The sequence below is a fragment of the Aliarcobacter vitoriensis genome, from assembly GCF_003316695.1.
Classification (GTDB): Bacteria; Campylobacterota; Campylobacteria; order Campylobacterales; family Arcobacteraceae; genus Aliarcobacter; species Aliarcobacter vitoriensis.
The window spans coordinates 37,304-56,428 of the sequence record NZ_PDKB01000017.1 but is presented as its reverse complement, the minus strand read 5'-3'; the positions used below and the strand labels follow the sequence as shown (position 1 = coordinate 56,428).

General features: G+C 28.4%; 17 protein-coding genes and 5 tRNA genes. 13 read left to right on the top strand and 9 right to left on the bottom strand.

Going from position 1 to position 19,125, the window contains the following annotated elements; genetic code table 11:
• Nucleotides 1–50 precede the first annotated feature (50 nt).
• The 7 genes from CRU91_RS09855 to CRU91_RS09825 form a co-directional block, all read right to left on the bottom strand.
• Nucleotides 51–126, bottom strand: a tRNA-Lys gene (locus CRU91_RS09855).
• A 20-nt stretch (nucleotides 127–146) separates the two neighbouring features.
• Nucleotides 147–223 (bottom strand) — tRNA-Asp (locus tag CRU91_RS09850).
• A gap of 14 nt (nucleotides 224–237) precedes the next feature.
• Nucleotides 238–313, bottom strand: a tRNA-Val gene (locus CRU91_RS09845).
• A gap of 22 nt (nucleotides 314–335) precedes the next feature.
• A tRNA-Glu gene (locus CRU91_RS09840) sits at nucleotides 336–410 on the bottom strand.
• 19 nt (nucleotides 411–429) lie between these two features.
• Nucleotides 430–505: transfer RNA gene (locus CRU91_RS09835), tRNA-Lys, on the bottom strand.
• Nucleotides 506–563: 58 nt separating this feature from the next.
• Complete coding sequence (locus CRU91_RS09830) at nucleotides 564–1,067, bottom strand: CinA family protein (RefSeq protein WP_113895053.1); 504 nt, start codon at nucleotides 1,065–1,067, stop codon at nucleotides 564–566.
• A gap of 42 nt (nucleotides 1,068–1,109) precedes the next feature.
• Nucleotides 1,110–2,465, bottom strand: coding sequence for an FAD-dependent oxidoreductase (locus CRU91_RS09825; protein WP_113895052.1), 1,356 nt, complete (start codon nucleotides 2,463–2,465; stop codon nucleotides 1,110–1,112).
• 247 nt (nucleotides 2,466–2,712) lie between these two features.
• Between CRU91_RS09825 and CRU91_RS12280 the strand changes: the two genes are divergently transcribed.
• From CRU91_RS12280 to gmk, 11 genes are all read left to right on the top strand, one after another.
• On the top strand, nucleotides 2,713–2,919 hold the full coding sequence (locus CRU91_RS12280; RefSeq protein WP_113909509.1) for a hypothetical protein: 207 nt from the start codon (nucleotides 2,713–2,715) through the stop codon (nucleotides 2,917–2,919).
• Nucleotides 2,920–3,103: 184 nt separating this feature from the next.
• Complete coding sequence (locus tag CRU91_RS09820; RefSeq protein WP_222718451.1) at nucleotides 3,104–5,077, top strand: TonB-dependent siderophore receptor; 1,974 nt, start codon at nucleotides 3,104–3,106, stop codon at nucleotides 5,075–5,077.
• A 172-nt stretch (nucleotides 5,078–5,249) separates the two neighbouring features.
• A complete protein-coding gene (ileS, locus tag CRU91_RS09815) occupies nucleotides 5,250–7,976 on the top strand; it encodes an isoleucine--tRNA ligase (protein WP_113895051.1) in 2,727 nt (908 codons plus the stop codon).
• A gap of 125 nt (nucleotides 7,977–8,101) precedes the next feature.
• Complete coding sequence (locus CRU91_RS09810) at nucleotides 8,102–8,377, top strand: NifU family protein (RefSeq protein WP_113895050.1); 276 nt, start codon at nucleotides 8,102–8,104, stop codon at nucleotides 8,375–8,377.
• Nucleotides 8,378–8,381: 4 nt separating this feature from the next.
• Nucleotides 8,382–8,978 (top strand): hypothetical protein, encoded by a 597-nt coding sequence (locus tag CRU91_RS09805; RefSeq protein ID WP_113895049.1) that lies wholly within the window; start codon nucleotides 8,382–8,384, stop codon nucleotides 8,976–8,978.
• Complete coding sequence (locus CRU91_RS09800) at nucleotides 8,956–10,239, top strand: UDP-N-acetylmuramoyl-L-alanyl-D-glutamate--2,6-diaminopimelate ligase (protein ID WP_113895048.1); 1,284 nt, start codon at nucleotides 8,956–8,958, stop codon at nucleotides 10,237–10,239. Before CRU91_RS09805 ends, CRU91_RS09800 begins: the two co-directional genes overlap by 23 nt.
• 166 nt (nucleotides 10,240–10,405) lie before the next feature.
• Nucleotides 10,406–11,200, top strand: coding sequence for a 30S ribosomal protein S2 (rpsB, locus tag CRU91_RS09795; protein WP_113895047.1), 795 nt, complete (start codon nucleotides 10,406–10,408; stop codon nucleotides 11,198–11,200).
• A 1-nt stretch (nucleotide 11,201) separates the two neighbouring features.
• Nucleotides 11,202–12,245: a translation elongation factor Ts gene (gene tsf / locus CRU91_RS09790; protein ID WP_113895046.1), complete on the top strand. Its 1,044-nt coding sequence runs from the start codon at nucleotides 11,202–11,204 to the stop codon at nucleotides 12,243–12,245.
• A 39-nt stretch (nucleotides 12,246–12,284) separates the two neighbouring features.
• Nucleotides 12,285–12,968: an ABC transporter ATP-binding protein gene (locus CRU91_RS09785; RefSeq protein WP_113895045.1), complete on the top strand. Its 684-nt coding sequence runs from the start codon at nucleotides 12,285–12,287 to the stop codon at nucleotides 12,966–12,968.
• Nucleotides 12,965–13,744 carry a hypothetical protein gene (locus CRU91_RS09780; RefSeq protein WP_113895044.1) on the top strand — a complete coding sequence of 260 codons (780 nt, stop codon included), beginning with the start codon at nucleotides 12,965–12,967 and terminating at the stop codon, nucleotides 13,742–13,744. Before CRU91_RS09785 ends, CRU91_RS09780 begins: the two co-directional genes overlap by 4 nt.
• Complete coding sequence (gene gmk, locus CRU91_RS09775; RefSeq protein WP_222718450.1) at nucleotides 13,741–14,364, top strand: guanylate kinase; 624 nt, start codon at nucleotides 13,741–13,743, stop codon at nucleotides 14,362–14,364. Before CRU91_RS09780 ends, gmk begins: the two co-directional genes overlap by 4 nt.
• On the opposite strand, the gene CRU91_RS09770 is transcribed toward gmk, so the two are convergent.
• Nucleotides 14,365–15,984: an EAL domain-containing response regulator gene (locus CRU91_RS09770; RefSeq protein ID WP_113895043.1), complete on the bottom strand. Its 1,620-nt coding sequence runs from the start codon at nucleotides 15,982–15,984 to the stop codon at nucleotides 14,365–14,367.
• 84 nt (nucleotides 15,985–16,068) lie between these two features.
• On the opposite strand from CRU91_RS09770, the gene CRU91_RS09765 reads away from it, so the two are divergent.
• Complete coding sequence (locus CRU91_RS09765; protein WP_113895042.1) at nucleotides 16,069–18,501, top strand: heavy metal translocating P-type ATPase; 2,433 nt, start codon at nucleotides 16,069–16,071, stop codon at nucleotides 18,499–18,501.
• A 3-nt stretch (nucleotides 18,502–18,504) separates the two neighbouring features.
• A complete protein-coding gene (gene ccoS / locus CRU91_RS09760; protein WP_113895041.1) occupies nucleotides 18,505–18,744 on the top strand; it encodes a cbb3-type cytochrome oxidase assembly protein CcoS in 240 nt (79 codons plus the stop codon).
• Nucleotides 18,745–18,758: 14 nt separating this feature from the next.
• Here ccoS and CRU91_RS09755 read toward each other — a convergent pair whose 3' ends face one another.
• The gene (locus CRU91_RS09755; protein ID WP_113895040.1) at nucleotides 18,759–19,049 is read right to left on the bottom strand and encodes a c-type cytochrome; all 291 of its coding nucleotides are present in this window, start codon (nucleotides 19,047–19,049) and stop codon (nucleotides 18,759–18,761) included.
• Nucleotides 19,050–19,125: the final 76 nt, after the last annotated feature.

Sequence of the window (19,125 nt, the reverse complement as noted above, 5' to 3'; positions counted from 1 at the left end):
ATGAATCCTAACCGTTAGATGAAGGGGCCAAGTTATACAACAATAAAAAGTGGTGACCCGTGATGGATTCGAACCATCGGCCTCCTCATTAAAAGTGAGATGCTCTACCGGCTGAGCTAACGAGTCAAAATAAAAAGTTATTTAAGTGGCGCGGCCGACGAGACTCGAACTCGCGACCTCCTGCGTGACAGGCAGGCATTCTAACCAACTAAACTACGGCCGCACCTAAATAAACAATGGTGGTCGATATAAGACTCGAACTTATGACATCTACCTTGTAAGGGTAGCGCTCTACCAACTGAGCTAATCGACCAATTAAAGTTACATATTGACCTTGGTGACCCCTAGGGGATTCGAACCCCTGTGGCATGGATGAAAACCATGAATCCTAACCGTTAGATGAAGGGGCCAAGTATGTAACAATAAAAATGGTGACCCGTGATGGATTCGAACCATCGGCCTCCTCATTAAAAGTGAGATGCTCTACCGGCTGAGCTAACGAGTCATTTAAAATATTTTAAGTGTTCTACTTAAAATGGACTGGAATTATAGTGCAATTTATTTTAATTGTCAAGAGTTTTTTTCACAAATTTTAAAATTTGTTTTAAAGCTGTTTGTGCAGCTTGTTTTTGTATCTCTTCTCTTTTACCTTTAAAGTTAAATATTTTTACTTTTTTATGCCCTAAATCATTGCAAATTCCAATAACGACCATTCCTACAGGTTTTTCTTTTGTTCCACCTAATGGTCCTGCAATTCCTGATATTGCAATAGCAAAATTTGAATCAAACTTTTTAATAGCACCTACAAGCATCTCTTCAACCACTTCGATGCTTACTGCACCAAAACGATCTAAAGTTGATTTTTTAACACCTAATTCTTTCTCTTTTATATGATTTGAATAGCTGACAATACTTCCATTGAAAATATCAGATGAACCAGATATTTTTGTAATCATACTAGAAACTAATCCACCAGTACAAGACTCTGCTGTTGTAATTGTTTTTTGTGATTTGCGTAAAGTATTTTGTAATTTTTGCATATTTTTGTTAGAGAATATTTTTGACATAGAAAGCCTTTATAAAAAAGGGCTTTTAAACCCTTTTTAAAATTATTTTTCTGTAAAATCAGCTAAGAATTGTTCTTCGTGGAAAGCCTTTCCTAAATATTTACAAACTTCTTTGATATCTCTTTCAGCATTTCCTAAACAAGAAGTAGCACCTGGAGATGGAGTCATATTGAAAATAATTCCATTACCTGGATTGATTGAAGCTTCTCCAAGCATTAGTTTTTTCTCTTCTTTATTTAAAACTTGTGGTCTTACTCCCCCAAATCCTTTCGCATACTCAATATCTTCTACACTTAAAGAAGGAACAATTTTTTGTGCATCTTGAACGAATAACTTTTTATTAATCCCAGGAATTTCAAATAAGAAATTTTTAAATACATAATTTCTAATTTCACTGTCTTTTATTAAATCCCAGAAAATTTTCATAATATTTCCATCAAAATTCATAGTTTTTAAGCATTGGAAGAATGATTTTCCACCTTTATATCTTTCTAAAACTAATAGTGCAAGAGCAGTTGGTCCAAATCTAGTTTTACCTTCACATAAAATATCTGGATCACCATGAAGTGCTGCAAACGGTAATTTGTCATTTTGTACCATATAAACTTTACCATTTAAATATGTACCATTTGTAATATAAAATGACCCAGCCATAGATAAAGAACCCATATGTTTTCCATATCCCATTTTATGTGCTAAGTATAAAGAGTGTGCACCAGCATTTACAACAACAAAATCAGCAGTATAAACAGTACCATTTACTGTTGTAACTTTAAATTTGTCAGCAATTTTTTCTATTTCATCAACTTCAGAATTAAAATATACATCAGTTGTTTTTTCACTGTTTGCATTTTGACCAGCTTTTACAAGCTCTTTTGTCATAGCTCCAAAATCAACGGTTGTATATTGGTCATTTGTTCCCATAGCAACTATTGGTTCTGGTCTATCTTTAGTTCTTTCTTTATCTGCATAAACTAAAAGTGGTTCTTTCTCTCTTAAAGTTTCTTTATCCCACAGTTCTAAATAAGGGAAAATTTCTTTAAATTGATTGTATCTATTTGTGATAAATTCAACTTCTTTTTCACCAACTCCTAAGGCCATTTTTTGGTGTTTGAACATAATTTTATCTTGAAGATCATACATAAGATTGAATTTTTCAATCATTTTTGCTGTTCTTTTTGTTATTTTTGCTTTATCAAAAGTATAATTTGTCTCAATATCTCCAACGTGAATAGTTTGAGAATTACTTGTTCCTTTTGAATTCAAAGTTGCTAAATCATCATACTTTTCAAGTAAACAGATACTATTTACATCAGAATATTTTGCTAGCTCAAAGAATAAAGCTGCACCAGAAATCCCACCACCTACAATAATTACTTCATAGTGTTTTGCACTCATTTTTTCCTATCCTATATTTTTTTCAAAATTTTGCAAAGATTCTATCATATAATATTTTTATTTTAGTTTAACAGATATATAAATATATTTCCTAATAAAATATTTTAGAATAGATTGTTTTTGTTACAAAAAGTAACTCCAACTAACAAATTTGAAAATTCTTTTGTAAAAATTGTCCATTTTTTTCATTTAAATCGTCTTACTATATAGAGAAACAAATTCTCAAAATTAATACAAAGGATTTAAGATGAAAAATAGAGTTTTCATGTCAGTTGTAACATCTTTGATGTTAGGAAGTTCTTTTGCAAATGCAAAAGAGATAAGTTTGCAAGAAGCAGTAGAGAATATAGTAAAGAAATATAATGTAACATATATTTCAAAATCAAAAGATTTAAAAAATAAAATAGTAGATTCGGAAAAGTTAAGTTTCGGGGGGGGGTACGGTATTAGATAGTTTAAATAGTGTACTAAATCCAAATGAATTAAAAGCTATTCAAGAAGATGGTGTAATATATATAATAGAAAAACCAAAATATCAAAACTTTGGTAATACTACTGTTTTAGATGAAATATCTATAAATAGTGGAAATTATCTAGGAAGTACAACAGAGAACTCAAACTCATACACAACAGGAAGTATGAATACTGCTACAAAACTTGATTTATCTATTCGTGAAACTCCACAATCAGTTTCAGTTATAACACAACAAATGTTAGAAGATCGAAAAACTGATGAATTTTATTCTTTGATAAAAAAAGTAACTGGTGTATCAGTAAGCGAAGGATTTGATGGTAGAGCAACTTATTATTCAAGAGGATTTGCCCTTGATTATTATTTACTTGATGGACTTCCTGTAACACAAAATTGGTACACAATAAATAATTATAATATTGATGCATACGATAGAGTTGAGATTGTAAAAGGTGCAAATGGACTTATGGTAGGAGCAGGAAATCCTGCTGTTTCTATAAATATGGTAAGAAAACATGCAGATTCAAAAGTCTTTAAAGGAAATATAGAAGCAAGTGCAGGTTCTTGGGATATGTACAAATTAAAAACAGATATTCAAACTCCTTTAAATGAAGATGGAAGTGTTAGAGCAAGATTAGTAGCAAGTTATAAGGATAAAAATTCTTTTGTTGATAAAACAAGTCAAGAAAATAGTTTGGTTTATGCAGTTGTAGATGCTGATATTACAGATAATACTACAATATCAGCAGGTGCTAACTATGAAGAAAATAATAGAGATGGTATTATGGGAGGAGGCCGTTCTTTACCAACATTTTATAGTGATGGAACAAAAACAAATTTTGACCGTTCTAAAAGTTACAACTTTGATTGGAGTGAATGGAATACAAGTATAACTTCATATTTTACAGATATAAAACACTATTTTGATAATGATATTTTATTAAATGCTACATACTCTCATAATGAAATCTATACAAAAGACAGAAATTTTACAAATATTCAAGGTACTTTAAATAAAGATGGTTCAGGTTTAACTACAGGTTATGGTAAATACCCAGAAAAAATTAAAAAAGATAGTATTGATATTTATGCTTCTATTCCATTTGAATTAGTAAATAAAGAACATGAGATTGTTATCGGAACACAATACAATAAAGAAAATGATAAAAGATATAAACCAGAATTTTCAGGAACATACAATATTACTAATTACTTCACACAAAATGGTAGTGAATTTACATCTGAACCAAATATGGGAAAAAATATTTTAAGACAAAATGCTGATACAGAACAAAAATCAGTTTATCTTACTGGAAAATTTGAATTAATTGATGATTTAAAACTAATTCTTGGTTCAAGACTTACAACTTGGGAATATAATAGTTATAGTTGGGATACAAATAGCAGAACAAAATATGACCATGACAATGTATTTACACCATTTGTTGGTTTAGTTTATGATATAAATGAAAATCATTCAGTATATGCAAGTTATACAGATATTTTTCAACCTCAAGGTAATGTTAAAGATAAAAGTGGAAATATCTTAGATCCAAAAGAGGGAAGTAACTATGAAGCTGGTATCAAAGGTGAATATTTTGATAAAAAATTAAATGCTGGATTAACTTTATTTAGATTAGAACAAGATAATGTTGCTGAATCGATTAATGGCGTTTTTGTGGATGGTTCAAATGGAACTGAACAAGCTTATAAAAGTATGAAAGGTGTAACTTCAAAAGGAATTGAACTTGAAATTGGTGGAGAAATCACTGATAATTGGGATATTAGTGCAGGATTGACTCATTTTGAAGCAAAGGATGCTAAGAAAGAAAAAGTAAATACAACAGCTCCTAGAAATAATATAAGTATTTTTACAAAATATAGTATCAATGAATTTAGTGTAGGTGCTGGAGTAAACTGGAAAAGTAAAGGATTTAGTAAATCTGGAACACTAGAAGTTACTCAAGATGCTTATGCAACTGTTGATTTGATGGCATCTTATAACTTTAGTAAAAATTTATCTGGACAGTTAAATATTAATAACTTATTTGATAAAACATATTATATTGGATATGGTACTTCTAGTTATAACTATGGTGATCCTGTTAATGCTATGGTTAGTTTGAAATATAAATTTTAGTATTAAATAAGATATAAAGAGAGTTTTTTACTCTCTTTATTTACTTCATCATTTTTTATTACTTTTCTCATCAAATTGCCTTAAAAATCATTAAATATAAGTTTTAAAATATATTTAGATATAATCTATTCTTTAATAAAACTATAAATATTTGAGAATAAAGGTGTTAATAATGGATTATAAAGATAGTTTGTTGCTTCCAAAAACAGAATTTCCTATGAGAGGAAATCTTCCACAAAATGAACCATTGAAATATAAACAATGGGATGAAAAAAAAGTTTATGAAAAGATGAAAAAAAATAGAGAAGGTTGTGAGTCATTTACACTTCATGATGGACCTCCTTATGCAAATGGAAATATACATATAGGTCATGCTTTAAATAAAATTTTAAAAGATATTATCAATAAATTTCACTATTTTGAAGGAAAAACTATAAGATATGTTCCAGGTTGGGACTGTCATGGGCTTCCAATTGAGCAAAAAGTTGAAGAAAAAATAGGAAGTGAGAAGAAAAAAACTATTGCAAAATCAAAACTTAGAGAACTATGTCGAGAACATGCTACAAAATTTGTAGATATTCAAAAAAATGAATTTAAACAACTTGGAGTAATTGCAGATTGGGAAAATCCTTATTTAACTATGGATTTCAAATTTGAAGCAAATATTTATAGAGAGTTATGTGCTATTGCAAAACAAGGATTATTAATCCAAAGAAGCAAACCAGTTTATTGGTCTTGGGCAGCACAAACTGCACTTGCTGAAGCTGAAGTTGAGTATGAAGATAAAACTTCTCCATCAATTTATGTAGCATTTAAACACCAAAATCTTGATGCAAGTTTGATTATATGGACAACAACACCTTGGACTCTTCCAGCAAATCAAGCAATTGCTATAAATCCAGAAGAAGAATATGTAAAAACTAGTGATAAATTTATAGTAGCAAAGAAACTTTATAATTCATTGATTGAAAATGAAGTAATAAAAGGTGAAATAGTTGAAACTATAAATACAAAAGAGTTAGAAAATACAAAAGCTATAAATCCATTAAATGGTAGAGATTCTGTAATTATCTTTGGAGATCATGTTGAAATGAGTGCTGGAAGTGGTGCTGTTCACACTGCACCTGGTCATGGTGAAGATGACTACAAAGTATCGCTTAGATATGGAATTGAAGTAATTATGCCTGTTGATGCTTTTGGAAAATATGATGAGACAATAGTTAGAGAAAAACTTTTTAAAGATACTTCTAAATATTTAGGTTTAAATGTATTTAAAGCAAATGATTTAATTCTTGAAGAGTTAGGTTCAGCATTGCTTAAAAAAAGTGATATAAGACACTCTTATCCGCACTGTTGGAGAACTCATACACCAATTATTTTTAGAGCAACAAAACAGTGGTTTATCTCAATAGATGATAAATATGGAAATAAAAATCAAACTTTAAGAGAAAATGCACTTGAAGTTGTAGAAAATCTAAAATTTTATCCAGAATGGGGAAGAAATAGACTAAAAGCTATGCTTGAAGGTCGTCCTGATTGGTGTATAAGTAGACAAAGAGATTGGGGAGTTCCAATTGCATTTTTTAGAAATAAAAAAACTGATGAAATCATCTTTGATGAAAAAGTTTTAAATTATACAGCTATGATTTTTGAGCAAAAAGGTTGTGATGCTTGGTATGATTTGGAAGTTAGCGAACTTTTATATCCAGGAAGTGGACTAAATCCAGATGATTTAGAAAAAACTTTAGATATTTTAGATGTTTGGTTTGATAGTGGAAGTACACAAAATGCAGTTTTAAGAAGTAGAAATTACGATGCTGGAACTTTTCCTGCTGATATGTATCTTGAAGGAAGTGACCAACATAGAGGTTGGTTCCAATCTTCACTTCTTACAACTTTAGCAAGTAGTGAAATCGCACCTTATAAATCAATTTTAACTCATGGATTTACTGTTGATGAAAAAGGTGAAAAAATGAGTAAATCTAAAGGGAATGTTGTAGCTCCTGATAAAGTTTTAAAAGAGTATGGAAGTGAGATTTTGAGACTTTGGGTTGCTATGAGTGATTATCAAAGTGATTTAAAAATCTCTGATAATATCTTAAAACAAAATGGTGAACTTTATAGAAAGATAAGAAATACTGCAAGATTTTTATTAGCAAATATTGATGGTTTAGAAAAAATAGTTGATGTTTCACAAATGGGAATTTTGGACAAGTGGATTTTAAATAAAGCTAAAAAAGTATTTGATGAAATTGAACAATCTTTTAATGCTTATGAGTTCTCAAAAGGATTAAATAAATTAAACAATTTTTTAGTTGTTGATTTATCTGGGATTTATCTTGATGTTTGTAAAGATAGATTGTATTGTGATGATAAAAACGATATTCATAGAACTGCATCTCAAAGTGCAATGGCACTAATTGCTAAAAAGCTTATATCAACTATGGCTTGTATATTGACATATACTATGGATGAGCTTTTAGAGTATGCACCAGCTATTATAAAAGAAGATTGCCAAGATATATTTGATTTTAAAAAGTTTGATTTACCAGAAATTCAGTCAAATATCAATGAAGAGTTATTTTTAGAAGCTAAAGAAAAATTCTCTGAAGTAAAAGATGCTTTAAGTAAAGAAAAAATTATAAAATCAACTTTAGAGTTGGAAATATCTACAAATTGTGAAGAATTTTTGGCTTTAGATGAAGTTGAAGCAAGTGATTGGTTCTTGGTTAGTTCATTATCAAATAAAGAAGCTAAAGATATTTTAGGAAGTTTTAAAATAGAAGATAAAGAGTTTAAAATATTTAAAGCAACAGCACATAAATGTCCAAGATGTTGGAAGTTTACAGCAAATGATGAAGAATCTCTTTGTCAAAGATGTGAAGAAGTAGTAAAATAGGAAAAAAATGTTTCAAGAAGAAGTAACTTTAAACTTTATATTTCAAACAATAGCAGTTCTTTTGGTATTAACTGCTATTGGAATATATTTAGTAAATAAGAAGAAAAAAAAGTAAGGAGATAAAGATGTTTCCATTTACAGATGAAGATTTACAAGAGCCAGTAAAAAATATTGTTGAGAAAAAAATATCTCCAATGTTAGCACGAGATGGTGGTGCAATGGAACTTTTAGCTATCAAAAATGCAAAAGTTTATATTCAGCTTCAAGGTGCATGTGTTGGTTGTAGTGCAAGTGGAAGTACATTGAAATATGTTGTTGAAAAAGAGTTGAAAAGTGCAATACATCCAGATTTACAAATAATAAATGTTCCAATAGGGCAAGAAAACTATTTAGAGGATTGAAATAATGGTAAATGAGAGTAGATTATTAGATGATGCTAACTCTTTGTTTATGCAAAGAAGATTTGATGAAGCTTTATTTTTATACTCTTTATTAACTTCACATTTTCCAGAAAATAAAGAGTATAAACTCTATCCATTATTTTGTGATATAGCTTTAGAAGATGAAAATAAAGCTATTGCTTTATTTGATTATTTCACAATTGTTAAAGCCAATGATTTAGATGAAGCTATAAAATATATGGAAGATATGATAAATGCTTATGATGGTGATGTTGAAAAAATGATGAACTTGCTAAAAGAGTTTAGTGATTCAACTGTTGATTCTCTTGAAGCAATAAAATATGATGATTTTAAAAAGCTAATAGAAGAAAGAGGTTCTTTTAAAATTGCTTTTGAAGATATTATGTTTTCAACAAAAGTTGCTATTGAAACAAAAGAAGATTTTTATGATTTTGTTACAAAACTTATAGAAAATGGCTTTAGTAGTACAGCGTACAATTATTTAGAAGGTTTTAATGAGTACTTTACTTATGATAAAGAGATTTTAAAACTATATGAAAAATTAGAAGAGAAAAAAAATGAAACTAATCATAAAAGATAGAATTTTTACAGATAATACAAGTGAACTTGAGCAAAATAGTGTTTTTGTAGTTTCAAAACAAAATGAGCAATATAAAGATGTTGCATTAAATGGTGGATTTGAAATAATAAATGCAGATGAACTAAAAAATTATTTGGATATGAGTTCTATTAAAGTTATTGGAATAACTGGAACAAATGGAAAAACAACAACAGCAACAACTATTTATAATATTTTGTTAAATTTAGGATATAAAGTTGCACTTCAAGGTACAAGAGGATTTTTTATAAATGAAAATCAAGTTGAAGATTATTCTTTAACTACTCCTGTTCAAATCGGAAATTTTGCACATATTCAAAAAGCTATACAAAATGGTTGTGAATTTTTTATTATGGAAGTAAGTTCTCATGCAATAGAACAAAAAAGAATTGAAGGATTGGATTTTGCTTTAAAGATTCATACAAATATCACAAGAGACCATCTTGATTATCATAAAACTATCGAAGAGTATATAAGAGTTAAAAATCTTTTTTTGAGTGATGAATCACCAAAATTGGTAAATATAGACGATAAAGTTGTCAAATACAATTCTACAAATTCTTTTACCTACTCTTTAGAAAATAATTCAGACTATAAAGTAAATAAATATGAGTTTGAACATGGTATGAAAGTGGATTTTTTGTACAAAGATAAAACTTATACATTTTTTTCAAAAATGATGGGAATTTTTAATATTTACAATCTTATGGCTAGTCTAGGAGCAGTTCATATTTTGACAAATAGAAAATTAGAAGATATTTGTAAAACATTGGAAAATTTTGGAAGTGTTAGTGGTAGAGTTGAAGTTGTATCTTTAAATCCACTTGTTATTGTAGATTTTGCACATACTCCTGATGGAATGGAAGAAGTTTTAAAAAGTTTTCCAAACAAAGATATAATTTGTATTTTTGGTGCTGGTGGGAATAGGGATAGTGCAAAACGACCACTTATGGGAAAAGTTGCACAAAAGTATTCAAAAAGTATAGTTGTAACTAGTGATAATCCAAGATATGAAGAGCCAGAAAGAATTATTGAAGATATTTTAACTGGTATAGATGATAAATCAAATGTTATAGTTGAAGTTAATCGTGTAGAGGCTTTGAAAAAGGCTATTTCAATGGCAAATGATAAAAGTGTAGTTCTAGTTTTAGGTAAAGGTGATGAAGCTACACAAATTATAAAAGATAAAAAATATCCATTTAGTGATAAAGAAGAGATCTTAAAAATATTAAACAAATCTTAATATAATTTGGATATAATCGCAGTTCTATTTTTCAATTTTTTGAAATTTAGTACCTCACATGTATCAATCCTTGTTCGGGTTGTGTTGAGTGTAAGCTTGGCATTAAGGGATACAGAGGCTAAACCCATACAAAAAATAAAACAAATTAATTCAAGGAGAATTACTCATGGTTACTATGAAAGACCTATTAGAGTGTGGTGTACACTTCGGACACCAAACAAGAAGATGGAATCCAAAAATGAAAAAATTCATTTTCGGTGTTAGAAAAAATATCTATATTATAGATTTACAAAAAACGTTAAGATATTTCAGATATACATACAATGTTGTTAGAGATAGAGCTGCTGAAGGTCAAACAATGATTTTTGTTGGAACTAAAAAACAAGCTAGTGAAACTATCAAAAAAGCTGCTGAATCTTGCGGTATGCCATATGTAAACCACAGATGGTTAGGTGGAATGCTAACAAATTTTGGAACAATTAAAAAATCAATTAGAAAATTAGAAATTATTAAAAAAATGAGAGAAGAAGGCCAAATAAACCTTTTAACTAAAAAAGAAGCTTTAATGCTTACTAGAAAAGAAGAAAAATTAGAGTTATATCTTGGTGGAATTAAAGAAATGAATAAATTACCAGATATGATGTTTGTTCTTGATGCAGTAAAAGAGAAAATTGCTATTGCTGAAGCTAGAAGACTTGGAATTACTGTTGTAGCTCCACTTGATACAAACTGCGATCCAGATGTTGTTGATTTACCAATTCCAGGAAATGATGATGCTATTAGATCAATTCATTTATTCTGCAACGAAATGGCAGCAGCTATGAACGAAGGTAAAGCCGCACTTGCTGATGCAAATGGTGAAGAATTTGCAGAGCCCGTAACTCAAACTGAAAAAGATGAAGTTTTAGCTGAAGCTATGGCTGAAGGTGAAGAAGTTGCTTTTGAAGGTGAGGAAGCATAATATGGCAGTTACACCACAATTAATTAAAGAATTAAGAGAACTTACTGGTGCAGGAATGATGGACTGCAAAAATGCTTTAAATGAGACTGGTGGAGATTTAGATAAAGCTGTTCAAGCTTTAAGAGAAGCTGGGCTTGGAAAAGCTGCTAAAAAAGCTGGAAATGTAGCTGCTGAAGGTTTAATTGCTATTGAAATAAATAGTGACAATACTAAAGGTGTAATTTTAGAGCTTAATGCACAAACAGATTTTGTTGCTAAAAATGAGAATTTTATTAACTTAACAAAAGAGATTACTTCTCATGCTGCAAATAATGGAATTAAAGATGCTGAAGCTTTAAATAGTTCATCAATTAATGGACAAGAGTTTTCAACATTTTTAGCAGAAAAAATTGCAACTATTGGTGAAAATATTGTTGCTAGAAAATTATCAACTTTAAGTGGAGAAGTTGTTAATGGTTATGTGCATGTTACTGGAAGAACAGGTGTTATCTTAGCTGCAAAATGTGATGCTGGTATTAAAGATAAAGCTGCAGTATTATTAAGAAATATTGCAATGCATGCAAGTGCTATGAAACCAACAGTTATATCTTATAAAGATTTAGATCCAGCATTTGTTGAAAGTGAAAATAGAGCTATTAGAGCTGAGATTGAAGCTGAAAATGAAGAGTTAGTAAGATTAAAAAAACCTCTTAAAAAAATTCCAGAATTTGTTTCTAAATCTCAATTGACAGATGAAGCAATTGCAGCTGCAAAAGCAAGATTTGAAGATGAGTTAAGAGCAGATGGAAAACCAGAAAAAATTTGGGCAAATATTATTCCAGGAAAAGTTGAAAGATTTATCATTGATAATACTCAATTAGATGGAAGATTTGCACTTTTATCTCAAGCTTATGTTATGAACGATAAACAAACAGTTGAACAAGCAATTGCAGAAGTTGATGCATCTATTCAAATTACTGGATATGTAAGATTTGAGTTAGGTGAAGGAATTGAGAAAAAAGAAGAAGATTTCGCAGCTGAAGTTGCAAAACAAATGGGAAAATAACATAGTTCTTTAACTATGAAAATATAAAAAGGGTATGCAATGAGTGAAAATTTCAAGAAGGATACACTCCTTGCATCGACTCTACTTGAAGCAAAAAATATATCTCATAACTTTGATTATGAACTTTTTAAAAATATAAATATAAGCTTACATAAAAAAGAATCAATCGCTATTATAGGTACAAGTGGAAGTGGAAAATCTACTTTGTTAAATGTATTATCTTCCCTTTTAAAGCCAACAATTGGAAATGTTGTTTTTCAAAGTAAAGATATCTACAAACTAAAACAAAATGATTTACTAAAAATTAGAAGAGATGATTTTGGTATCATTTTTCAAGCACATTATTTATTTCGTGGATTTAGTGCTTTTGAAAACTTGCAAATTGCTACACTTTTAAGTAAAAATAATTTAGATAATGATTTATTGAAAGCATTAAATATAGAACATATTATAAATCAAGGTGTTGGAGAGTTAAGTGGTGGGCAACAGCAAAGATTATCTATTGCTAGAATATTGATGAAAAAACCAAAAATTATTTTTGCAGATGAACCAACAGGTAATTTAGACAAAGATACAGCAAATATAGTGATGGATTCATTATTTGATTATATAAAGAATTATGACGCAGGACTTATATTGGTAACACACGAACATGATTTAGCTTTTAAATGTGATAAAGTATATAAGTTAGAGGATTTTAGTTTAAGGGAGATTATAAAGTGAAATTACTTTTAATTTGCAACACAGCTATAATTGAGCATATTTTTTCTCTAGTATGTAAAAGATTGAAGATTGAGCTTATTATCCAAAATACGAATAGTGTTTCAGCAAAATACGATTTGATAATAATTGACCAGCCTTTTTTAGATAGTAAATTTATAAAAATTAAAAGATTTGCACAAAAAATTGGAGCTATAAGTGCTGAAGAGTTACCTTTTGATAAGCCAAGAGATTTTTTAATTCCAAGACCTTTTCTTCCAACAAAACTTGAAAGTTTATTGAAAGAACAAATTGAGATTATAAAACAAGACCAGAAAGATAATATAGGATTGTCTCATTTTGTTACTGAAAATGAAGAAGATATTGTAACCCCTTTAGTAGATTTTATAAATGATGAACTTGAGGATAATATAGAATTTGAAGTAGAAGAAGATTATATTGAAGAAGACGAAAGTATAGTGAGTTTAAGTGCTTTACAAAAAGGTGGAGTTTTAGACAATACTGAATTAAATAAGATAAATACAATTTTAGAAGATACTTCAACTACTATCAAAGAAGAAGATTGGAAAGATATTTCACAAATAATAGATGAAGCTTTAGATGAAGTAAAAGATTACGAATTTGAACTAAATGAAGAAGAACAGTACCATCTTATATTAAGTAAATTTAAAATTGATGATTTAAAACCACTTTTAACAAAATTAAATCAAGATTTAGTTGATAAATTGAGTCGTGGTGAAACTATTGATATAAAAATATCTTTAAAGGATGAACAATGATAAAAGAGATTAAAGGTGCAATTTTAATTATTTCAGGTCCTAGCGGTTGCGGAAAATCGACACTTTTAAGAGAAATTTATAAAAATATTCCTAACTATTTTTTTTCTATTTCAACAACAACAAGGGAAAAAAGAGAAGATGTTGAAGAAAATGGAGTTGATTATTTTTTTGTAACTAAAGAAGAATTTGAAAAAGACATAGAAAATGGAAATTTTTTAGAATGGGCAAATGTTCATGACAACTATTATGGAACGAAATTACAACCAATAGTACAGGCTTTAAATGAAGGAAAGTTAGTAATTTTTGATATAGATGTTCAAGGACATAAGATATTAAGAGAAAAGTTAAATTCTTTGATAACTTCGGTTTTTATTACAACACCAACTTTAAAAATATTGGAACAAAGATTGGTTAGTAGAGATACAGACTCTTCAGAGATGATTGAAAAAAGATTAAGAAATGCTAAAGTTGAAATAGAATCTTTTACAGACTATGACTACTTGATAGTGAACGAAAATATTCATAAAGCCACACAAGAAATTTTATCTATAGCAAGTATTGCAAGAACTAAATCAAAGCTTTTTAATAAAGATGAAATAGTATCAAACTGGCTAAATTAATTAGTCAATTTGTTCATAACTTAGAGGTTTATCGAAGTAGTAACCTTGTGATAAATCTATATTTAATTCTTTTACTTTATTGTAAATTTCTTCATTCGCAACAAACTCTGCAACAGTTTTGATGTTGAACTCTTTTGCAATATTGGAGATAGTTTTTACAATAATTTCTAAATCTTTTGATTCGTGAACATTTCTTATTAAAGAACCATCAATCTTTATGAAGTTTATAGCTAAAGTCGATAAAAGATGGAAATTTGAATATCCTGCTCCAAAATCATCTATCCCTACAATACAACCATATAAAGATACTTTTTCAATAAATGTATCAACAAGATTAAAATCTAAAATTTCTTCTGATTCTAGTATTTCAAACTCTAAACTAGATGAATATTGTTTGTTTTTTTCTAAGAATTCATAAATATATTTCGTAGTTTTTTCATTTAAAATATCTTCATAAGATATATTTACAGATACTCTTTTATGCTTTTCTTTTATTAATTTTAAAGAGTCATCTAAAACAACTTTTATAATATTTGAGTACATTTTTGTTTTTTTAGCAATATGTAAGAAGCTATATGGACCAAACTCAACACCTTCAGGGGAAATATATCTTATCAGTGCTTCATATTTTATGATCTCTTTTGTTCTTGTATCTACTATTGGTTGGAAATATGCTTTCAAAAGATTATCTTTAAAGCCTTGTTTTAACTGTTTTATCCATTTAATATTTTCTTCGAAAGATTTATGAATATTGTATGAATCATCATAAAGCATAATCTTTTGACATTTTTTTCTAGCATAACTTATAATTCTTTTTGTATATTTATATGCCTGTGGACCTTCTCCTTGTGCAATTCCAATAGTAATATTTACATCAATTTCATTTTCATCAATTAAGAATGTTTCACCCTCTATTTTTTCTAGGAATTCTTTACAAATAGTAAAAAACTTTTCAATTACAATCTGATTTTTGGGAACAACTGCAAATTTATCTGATTCAATTCTATATAACAAATATTCATCAACATCAAAAAATGTTCTCATTTTATGTGCAAATTCTTTTAATATTTTATCACCTATTTCTTCTCCAAATAGATCATTTGTTGCTATGAAATCATCAATATCTATCATAGCCATAATTTCATAATTTAATTTTTTTAGATCTTTTCTTAATCTGTTTTTATTTGAAAGATTTGTTAATGCATCTGTATATAAATCTTTTAGTTCATGATAATTTAGAGATTGTGCCATTGCATGTAGTAGTTTTGAAATATCAACTGGTTTTAAAACATATTTATCTACACCAATATCAATAGCATCAAGTAAGTATTCTTTATTTGAAAAGGCAGTTGTTACAATGATTGGAACTTTTTTATTTATATCTTTTATCTTTTTTATCATATCTAAGCCATTTAAAATTGGCATATTTATATCAGTAATAATTAAATCTATTTCTAATTCATTTTCTAAAAAAAGATTGTAACCTTCTTGACCATTTGATGCAATAAACTGATTTTTTGTGAAAGATTGTAAAATTGAAGAAGTTATTTCTCTTAAATCCTTTTCATCTTCTACATATAAAACTGTAATATTTTTAAGATTTGATATATCGTTATTCATTAAACCACTCTTTGAAAATTATTAAGATATAATACACAAAAATTTTAATAAGAAGTTTAATATTAATAAAAATGGAGTGTTTTTTTGCCAAAAGTTGAGTGTAATCATTGTCATTTATCATTTGATGATGAAATAATGATAAAAGAGAATGATTTAAGATTTTGTTGTAATGGCTGCCAAAATGTTCATCATATCCTAAAAAGTGATGGTTTAGAATCTTTTTATGAGAAACTTGGAAATAAAAAAATAGCTCCACCTTTAGAAATTTCAAACAATGATTTAGATAAATTTGATTCACAAAATTTTTTAGATAACTACACAACTTTTACAAAAGATGGTTTTTTACAAATTGATTTAATCCTAGAGGGAATTCATTGTGCAGCTTGTGTTTGGTTAAATGAAAAGGTTTTATATGATACCAAAGGTGTTTTTGAAGCAAATATAAATTTTACTACAAATAAAGCTAAAATTATTTTTAACCCTGAAGTTATTAAATTATCACAAATTATTTTAAAAATTCGTTCTATTGGATATAACGCTTATGCTTATGATTCAAGTATAGCTGATATTGAAGCAAATAAGGCAAAACAAGATTATTTTATAAGAATGATGGTTGCAGTTGTTTGTACTATGAATATTATGATGTTAAGTGTTGCAAAATATACAGGATTTTTTACTGGAATGAGTAATGAAGTAAAACAGATGATACATTTTGCAGAGTTTATACTTACAACCCCAGTTTTGTTTTTTAGTGGTTGGGTATTTTACAAAGGTGCTTATTTTGGCTTAAAAAATAAAATTGTATCTATGGATTTGGCTGTTTCTACAGGTGCAACATTGACTTATACATACTCTATGGCAGTTTTATTTCATATTACCAGAGGTGAAAGCTATTTTGACTCTGTAGCTATGATAATAACCTTTGTCTTAGTTGGAAAATATTTGGAAGTAATAGGTAAAAAATCGGCTGTTGATACTTTGGATAAGATCAAATCAACTATTCCATTGGAAGCAACAGTTATAAAAAATGGTGAAAAAAAAGTACTTGCTTTAAATAGTGTAAAAGTTGGAGATATCATAGAGATAAAAACTGGTGAAAAAGTTGCAGTTGATGGAAAAATAACTTTTGGAAGTGCAAGTTTTGATGAATCTAGTTTAACAGGAGAGAGTTTGCCTGTATATAAAAAAGAGGGTGATAATGTATATAGTGGAACTATAAATTTAGACTCATTAGTACATTTTGAAGTTACAAAAGATTTTAAAAATTCAACTTTTTCATCTATCGTTACTTTACTTGAAGACTCACTAAATTCAAAACCAAAAATCCAATCTCTAGCAAATAAAATCTCAAGAAAATTTAGTGCGACAATATTAACAATAGCATTTATTACATTTTTAGTCTGGTATTTTCTAGGGCTTGATTTAGGATTTTATTTTGACGGTATAAATCAGTTTGAGCGGTCTTTTATGGTAGCTGTATCTGTAATAATCATAGCTTGCCCTTGTGCATTGGCACTTGCAACTCCTATGGCTAGTTTGGTTGGGATTTCACAATTGGCTAAAAAATCACTGCTTTTTAAAGAAGCAAAATTTATAGAAACTATTGCAAATGCTACAACTGTTATTTTTGATAAAACTGGAACTTTAACTAAAGGTGAATTAAGCATTGTAAATGCGACATATTTTGATAAAAATGAAAAAAATTTAAGTTTACTATTCTCTTTGGTAGATAGTTCAAATCATCCTATTAGTCAAAGTATCAAAAAATATTTACAAGAAAATATTACTTATCAGAAATTATTTTTAGAAAATATAAAAAATATTGAAGCAAAAGGACTCAGTGCTTCTTTTGAAGATTTAGAAATTTTAGGTGGAAATATTGAACTTCTAAAAGAGTTTGGAATAGAGTTTGAATTTACTACAAATAATAGTTTATATATTTTTGCCATAAATAAAAAAGTTGTTGCTATTTTTGAACTTGAAGATGATATAAAAGATGATGCAAAAGAGTTGATAGATTATTTAAAAAAAGAGCAAGTTGAAGTTATTATGCTAACAGGTGATAATAAATATGTAGCTTCCAAAGTTGCAAATAATCTAAAAATAGAAAAATTTTATTCTTCTCAAACTCCAACATCAAAAGCAAATTATATAAAAGAGTTAAAAAATTCTGGAAAAATTGTTGTTATGGTTGGGGATGGTGTAAATGATAGTGTTGCACTCGCAAGTAGCGATGTTTCGATTGCTATGGGAAATTCTGCTGATGTGTCTTTGAGTGTTTCAGATATAGTTTTACTTAATTCAAAATTAAAAGCTTTAAAAGATGCTTTTGTAATATCTAAAAAAACATATAAGCATATAAAACAAAACTTGATTTTTTCACTTGTTTACAATGCTGTTACAATACCATTAGCTATGTTAGGATATGTAATACCACTGTTTGCAGCACTTTCTATGAGTTTAAGTTCACTTATTGTAATCTTAAACTCACTGAGAATAAAAAAAGGATTAAAATAAATTATGATTGATGATACACTATTTTTTATGTTAATTGTAGGTTTGATAATATCTGCAGGAATGTTAATGTTATTTATTTGGGGAGCAAAATCAGGACAATTTGATGATTCTTCAAAAATGACAAATGGATTGCTTTTTGATAGTGTAGAAGATTTAAATGATGCAATAAAAAAAGAAAATTCTGTAAAAGAAGCTAAAAAAGAGCAAAAAAAAGAGGAAGATAAAAATCTTCCTCAAGAATAGAAAAATAATCTAAATTATTTACCCATATAGTCAGCTAAAGCTTTGATATCAGCATCAGACAATTTAGCAACTTGACCTTTCATTAAAGCTTTCATAGGACCACCATAAGAACCATCTTTATAACCATGTAAAGCTTTTTCAATTTCAGCTTTAGTTTGATTAGCAGGAACATGAGATTTACTTTGAGTAGTAATATTTATCTCACCTTTTACCCCGTGACAGGCTTTACATGTTACATAAGCAGCAGGTGCATCAGCAAAAGCGAAAGCAGCCATTGCTACAGTTGCAAGAACTATTTTTTTCATTTTAAACTCCTTTAAATTTGGACAAGAATTTTATCAATCTTTTCTTGTTTTTTTGCTTAATAACTATGGTTTTTTT

Bases quoted from the DNA above. Each gene is read 5' to 3' on its own strand.
- CRU91_RS09830 (WP_113895053.1), bottom strand. From the start codon at position 1,067: ATGTCAAAAATATTCTCTAACAAAAATATGCAAAAATTACAAAATACT.
- CRU91_RS09825 (WP_113895052.1), bottom strand. From the start codon at position 2,465: ATGAGTGCAAAACACTATGAAGTAATTATTGTAGGTGGTGGGATTTCT.
- CRU91_RS12280 (WP_113909509.1), top strand. From the start codon at position 2,713: ATGAAAAATAGAGTTTTCATGTCAGTTGTAACATCTTTGATGTTAGGA.
- CRU91_RS09820 (WP_222718451.1), top strand. From the start codon at position 3,104: ATGAATACTGCTACAAAACTTGATTTATCTATTCGTGAAACTCCACAA.
- ileS (WP_113895051.1), top strand. From the start codon at position 5,250: ATGGATTATAAAGATAGTTTGTTGCTTCCAAAAACAGAATTTCCTATG.
- CRU91_RS09810 (WP_113895050.1), top strand. From the start codon at position 8,102: ATGTTTCCATTTACAGATGAAGATTTACAAGAGCCAGTAAAAAATATT.
- CRU91_RS09805 (WP_113895049.1), top strand. From the start codon at position 8,382: ATGGTAAATGAGAGTAGATTATTAGATGATGCTAACTCTTTGTTTATG.
- CRU91_RS09800 (WP_113895048.1), top strand. From the start codon at position 8,956: ATGAAACTAATCATAAAAGATAGAATTTTTACAGATAATACAAGTGAA.
- rpsB (WP_113895047.1), top strand. From the start codon at position 10,406: ATGGTTACTATGAAAGACCTATTAGAGTGTGGTGTACACTTCGGACAC.
- tsf (WP_113895046.1), top strand. From the start codon at position 11,202: ATGGCAGTTACACCACAATTAATTAAAGAATTAAGAGAACTTACTGGT.
- CRU91_RS09785 (WP_113895045.1), top strand. From the start codon at position 12,285: ATGAGTGAAAATTTCAAGAAGGATACACTCCTTGCATCGACTCTACTT.
- gmk (WP_222718450.1), top strand. From the start codon at position 13,741: ATGATAAAAGAGATTAAAGGTGCAATTTTAATTATTTCAGGTCCTAGC.
- CRU91_RS09770 (WP_113895043.1), bottom strand. From the start codon at position 15,984: ATGAATAACGATATATCAAATCTTAAAAATATTACAGTTTTATATGTA.
- ccoS (WP_113895041.1), top strand. From the start codon at position 18,505: ATGATTGATGATACACTATTTTTTATGTTAATTGTAGGTTTGATAATA.
- CRU91_RS09755 (WP_113895040.1), bottom strand. From the start codon at position 19,049: ATGAAAAAAATAGTTCTTGCAACTGTAGCAATGGCTGCTTTCGCTTTT.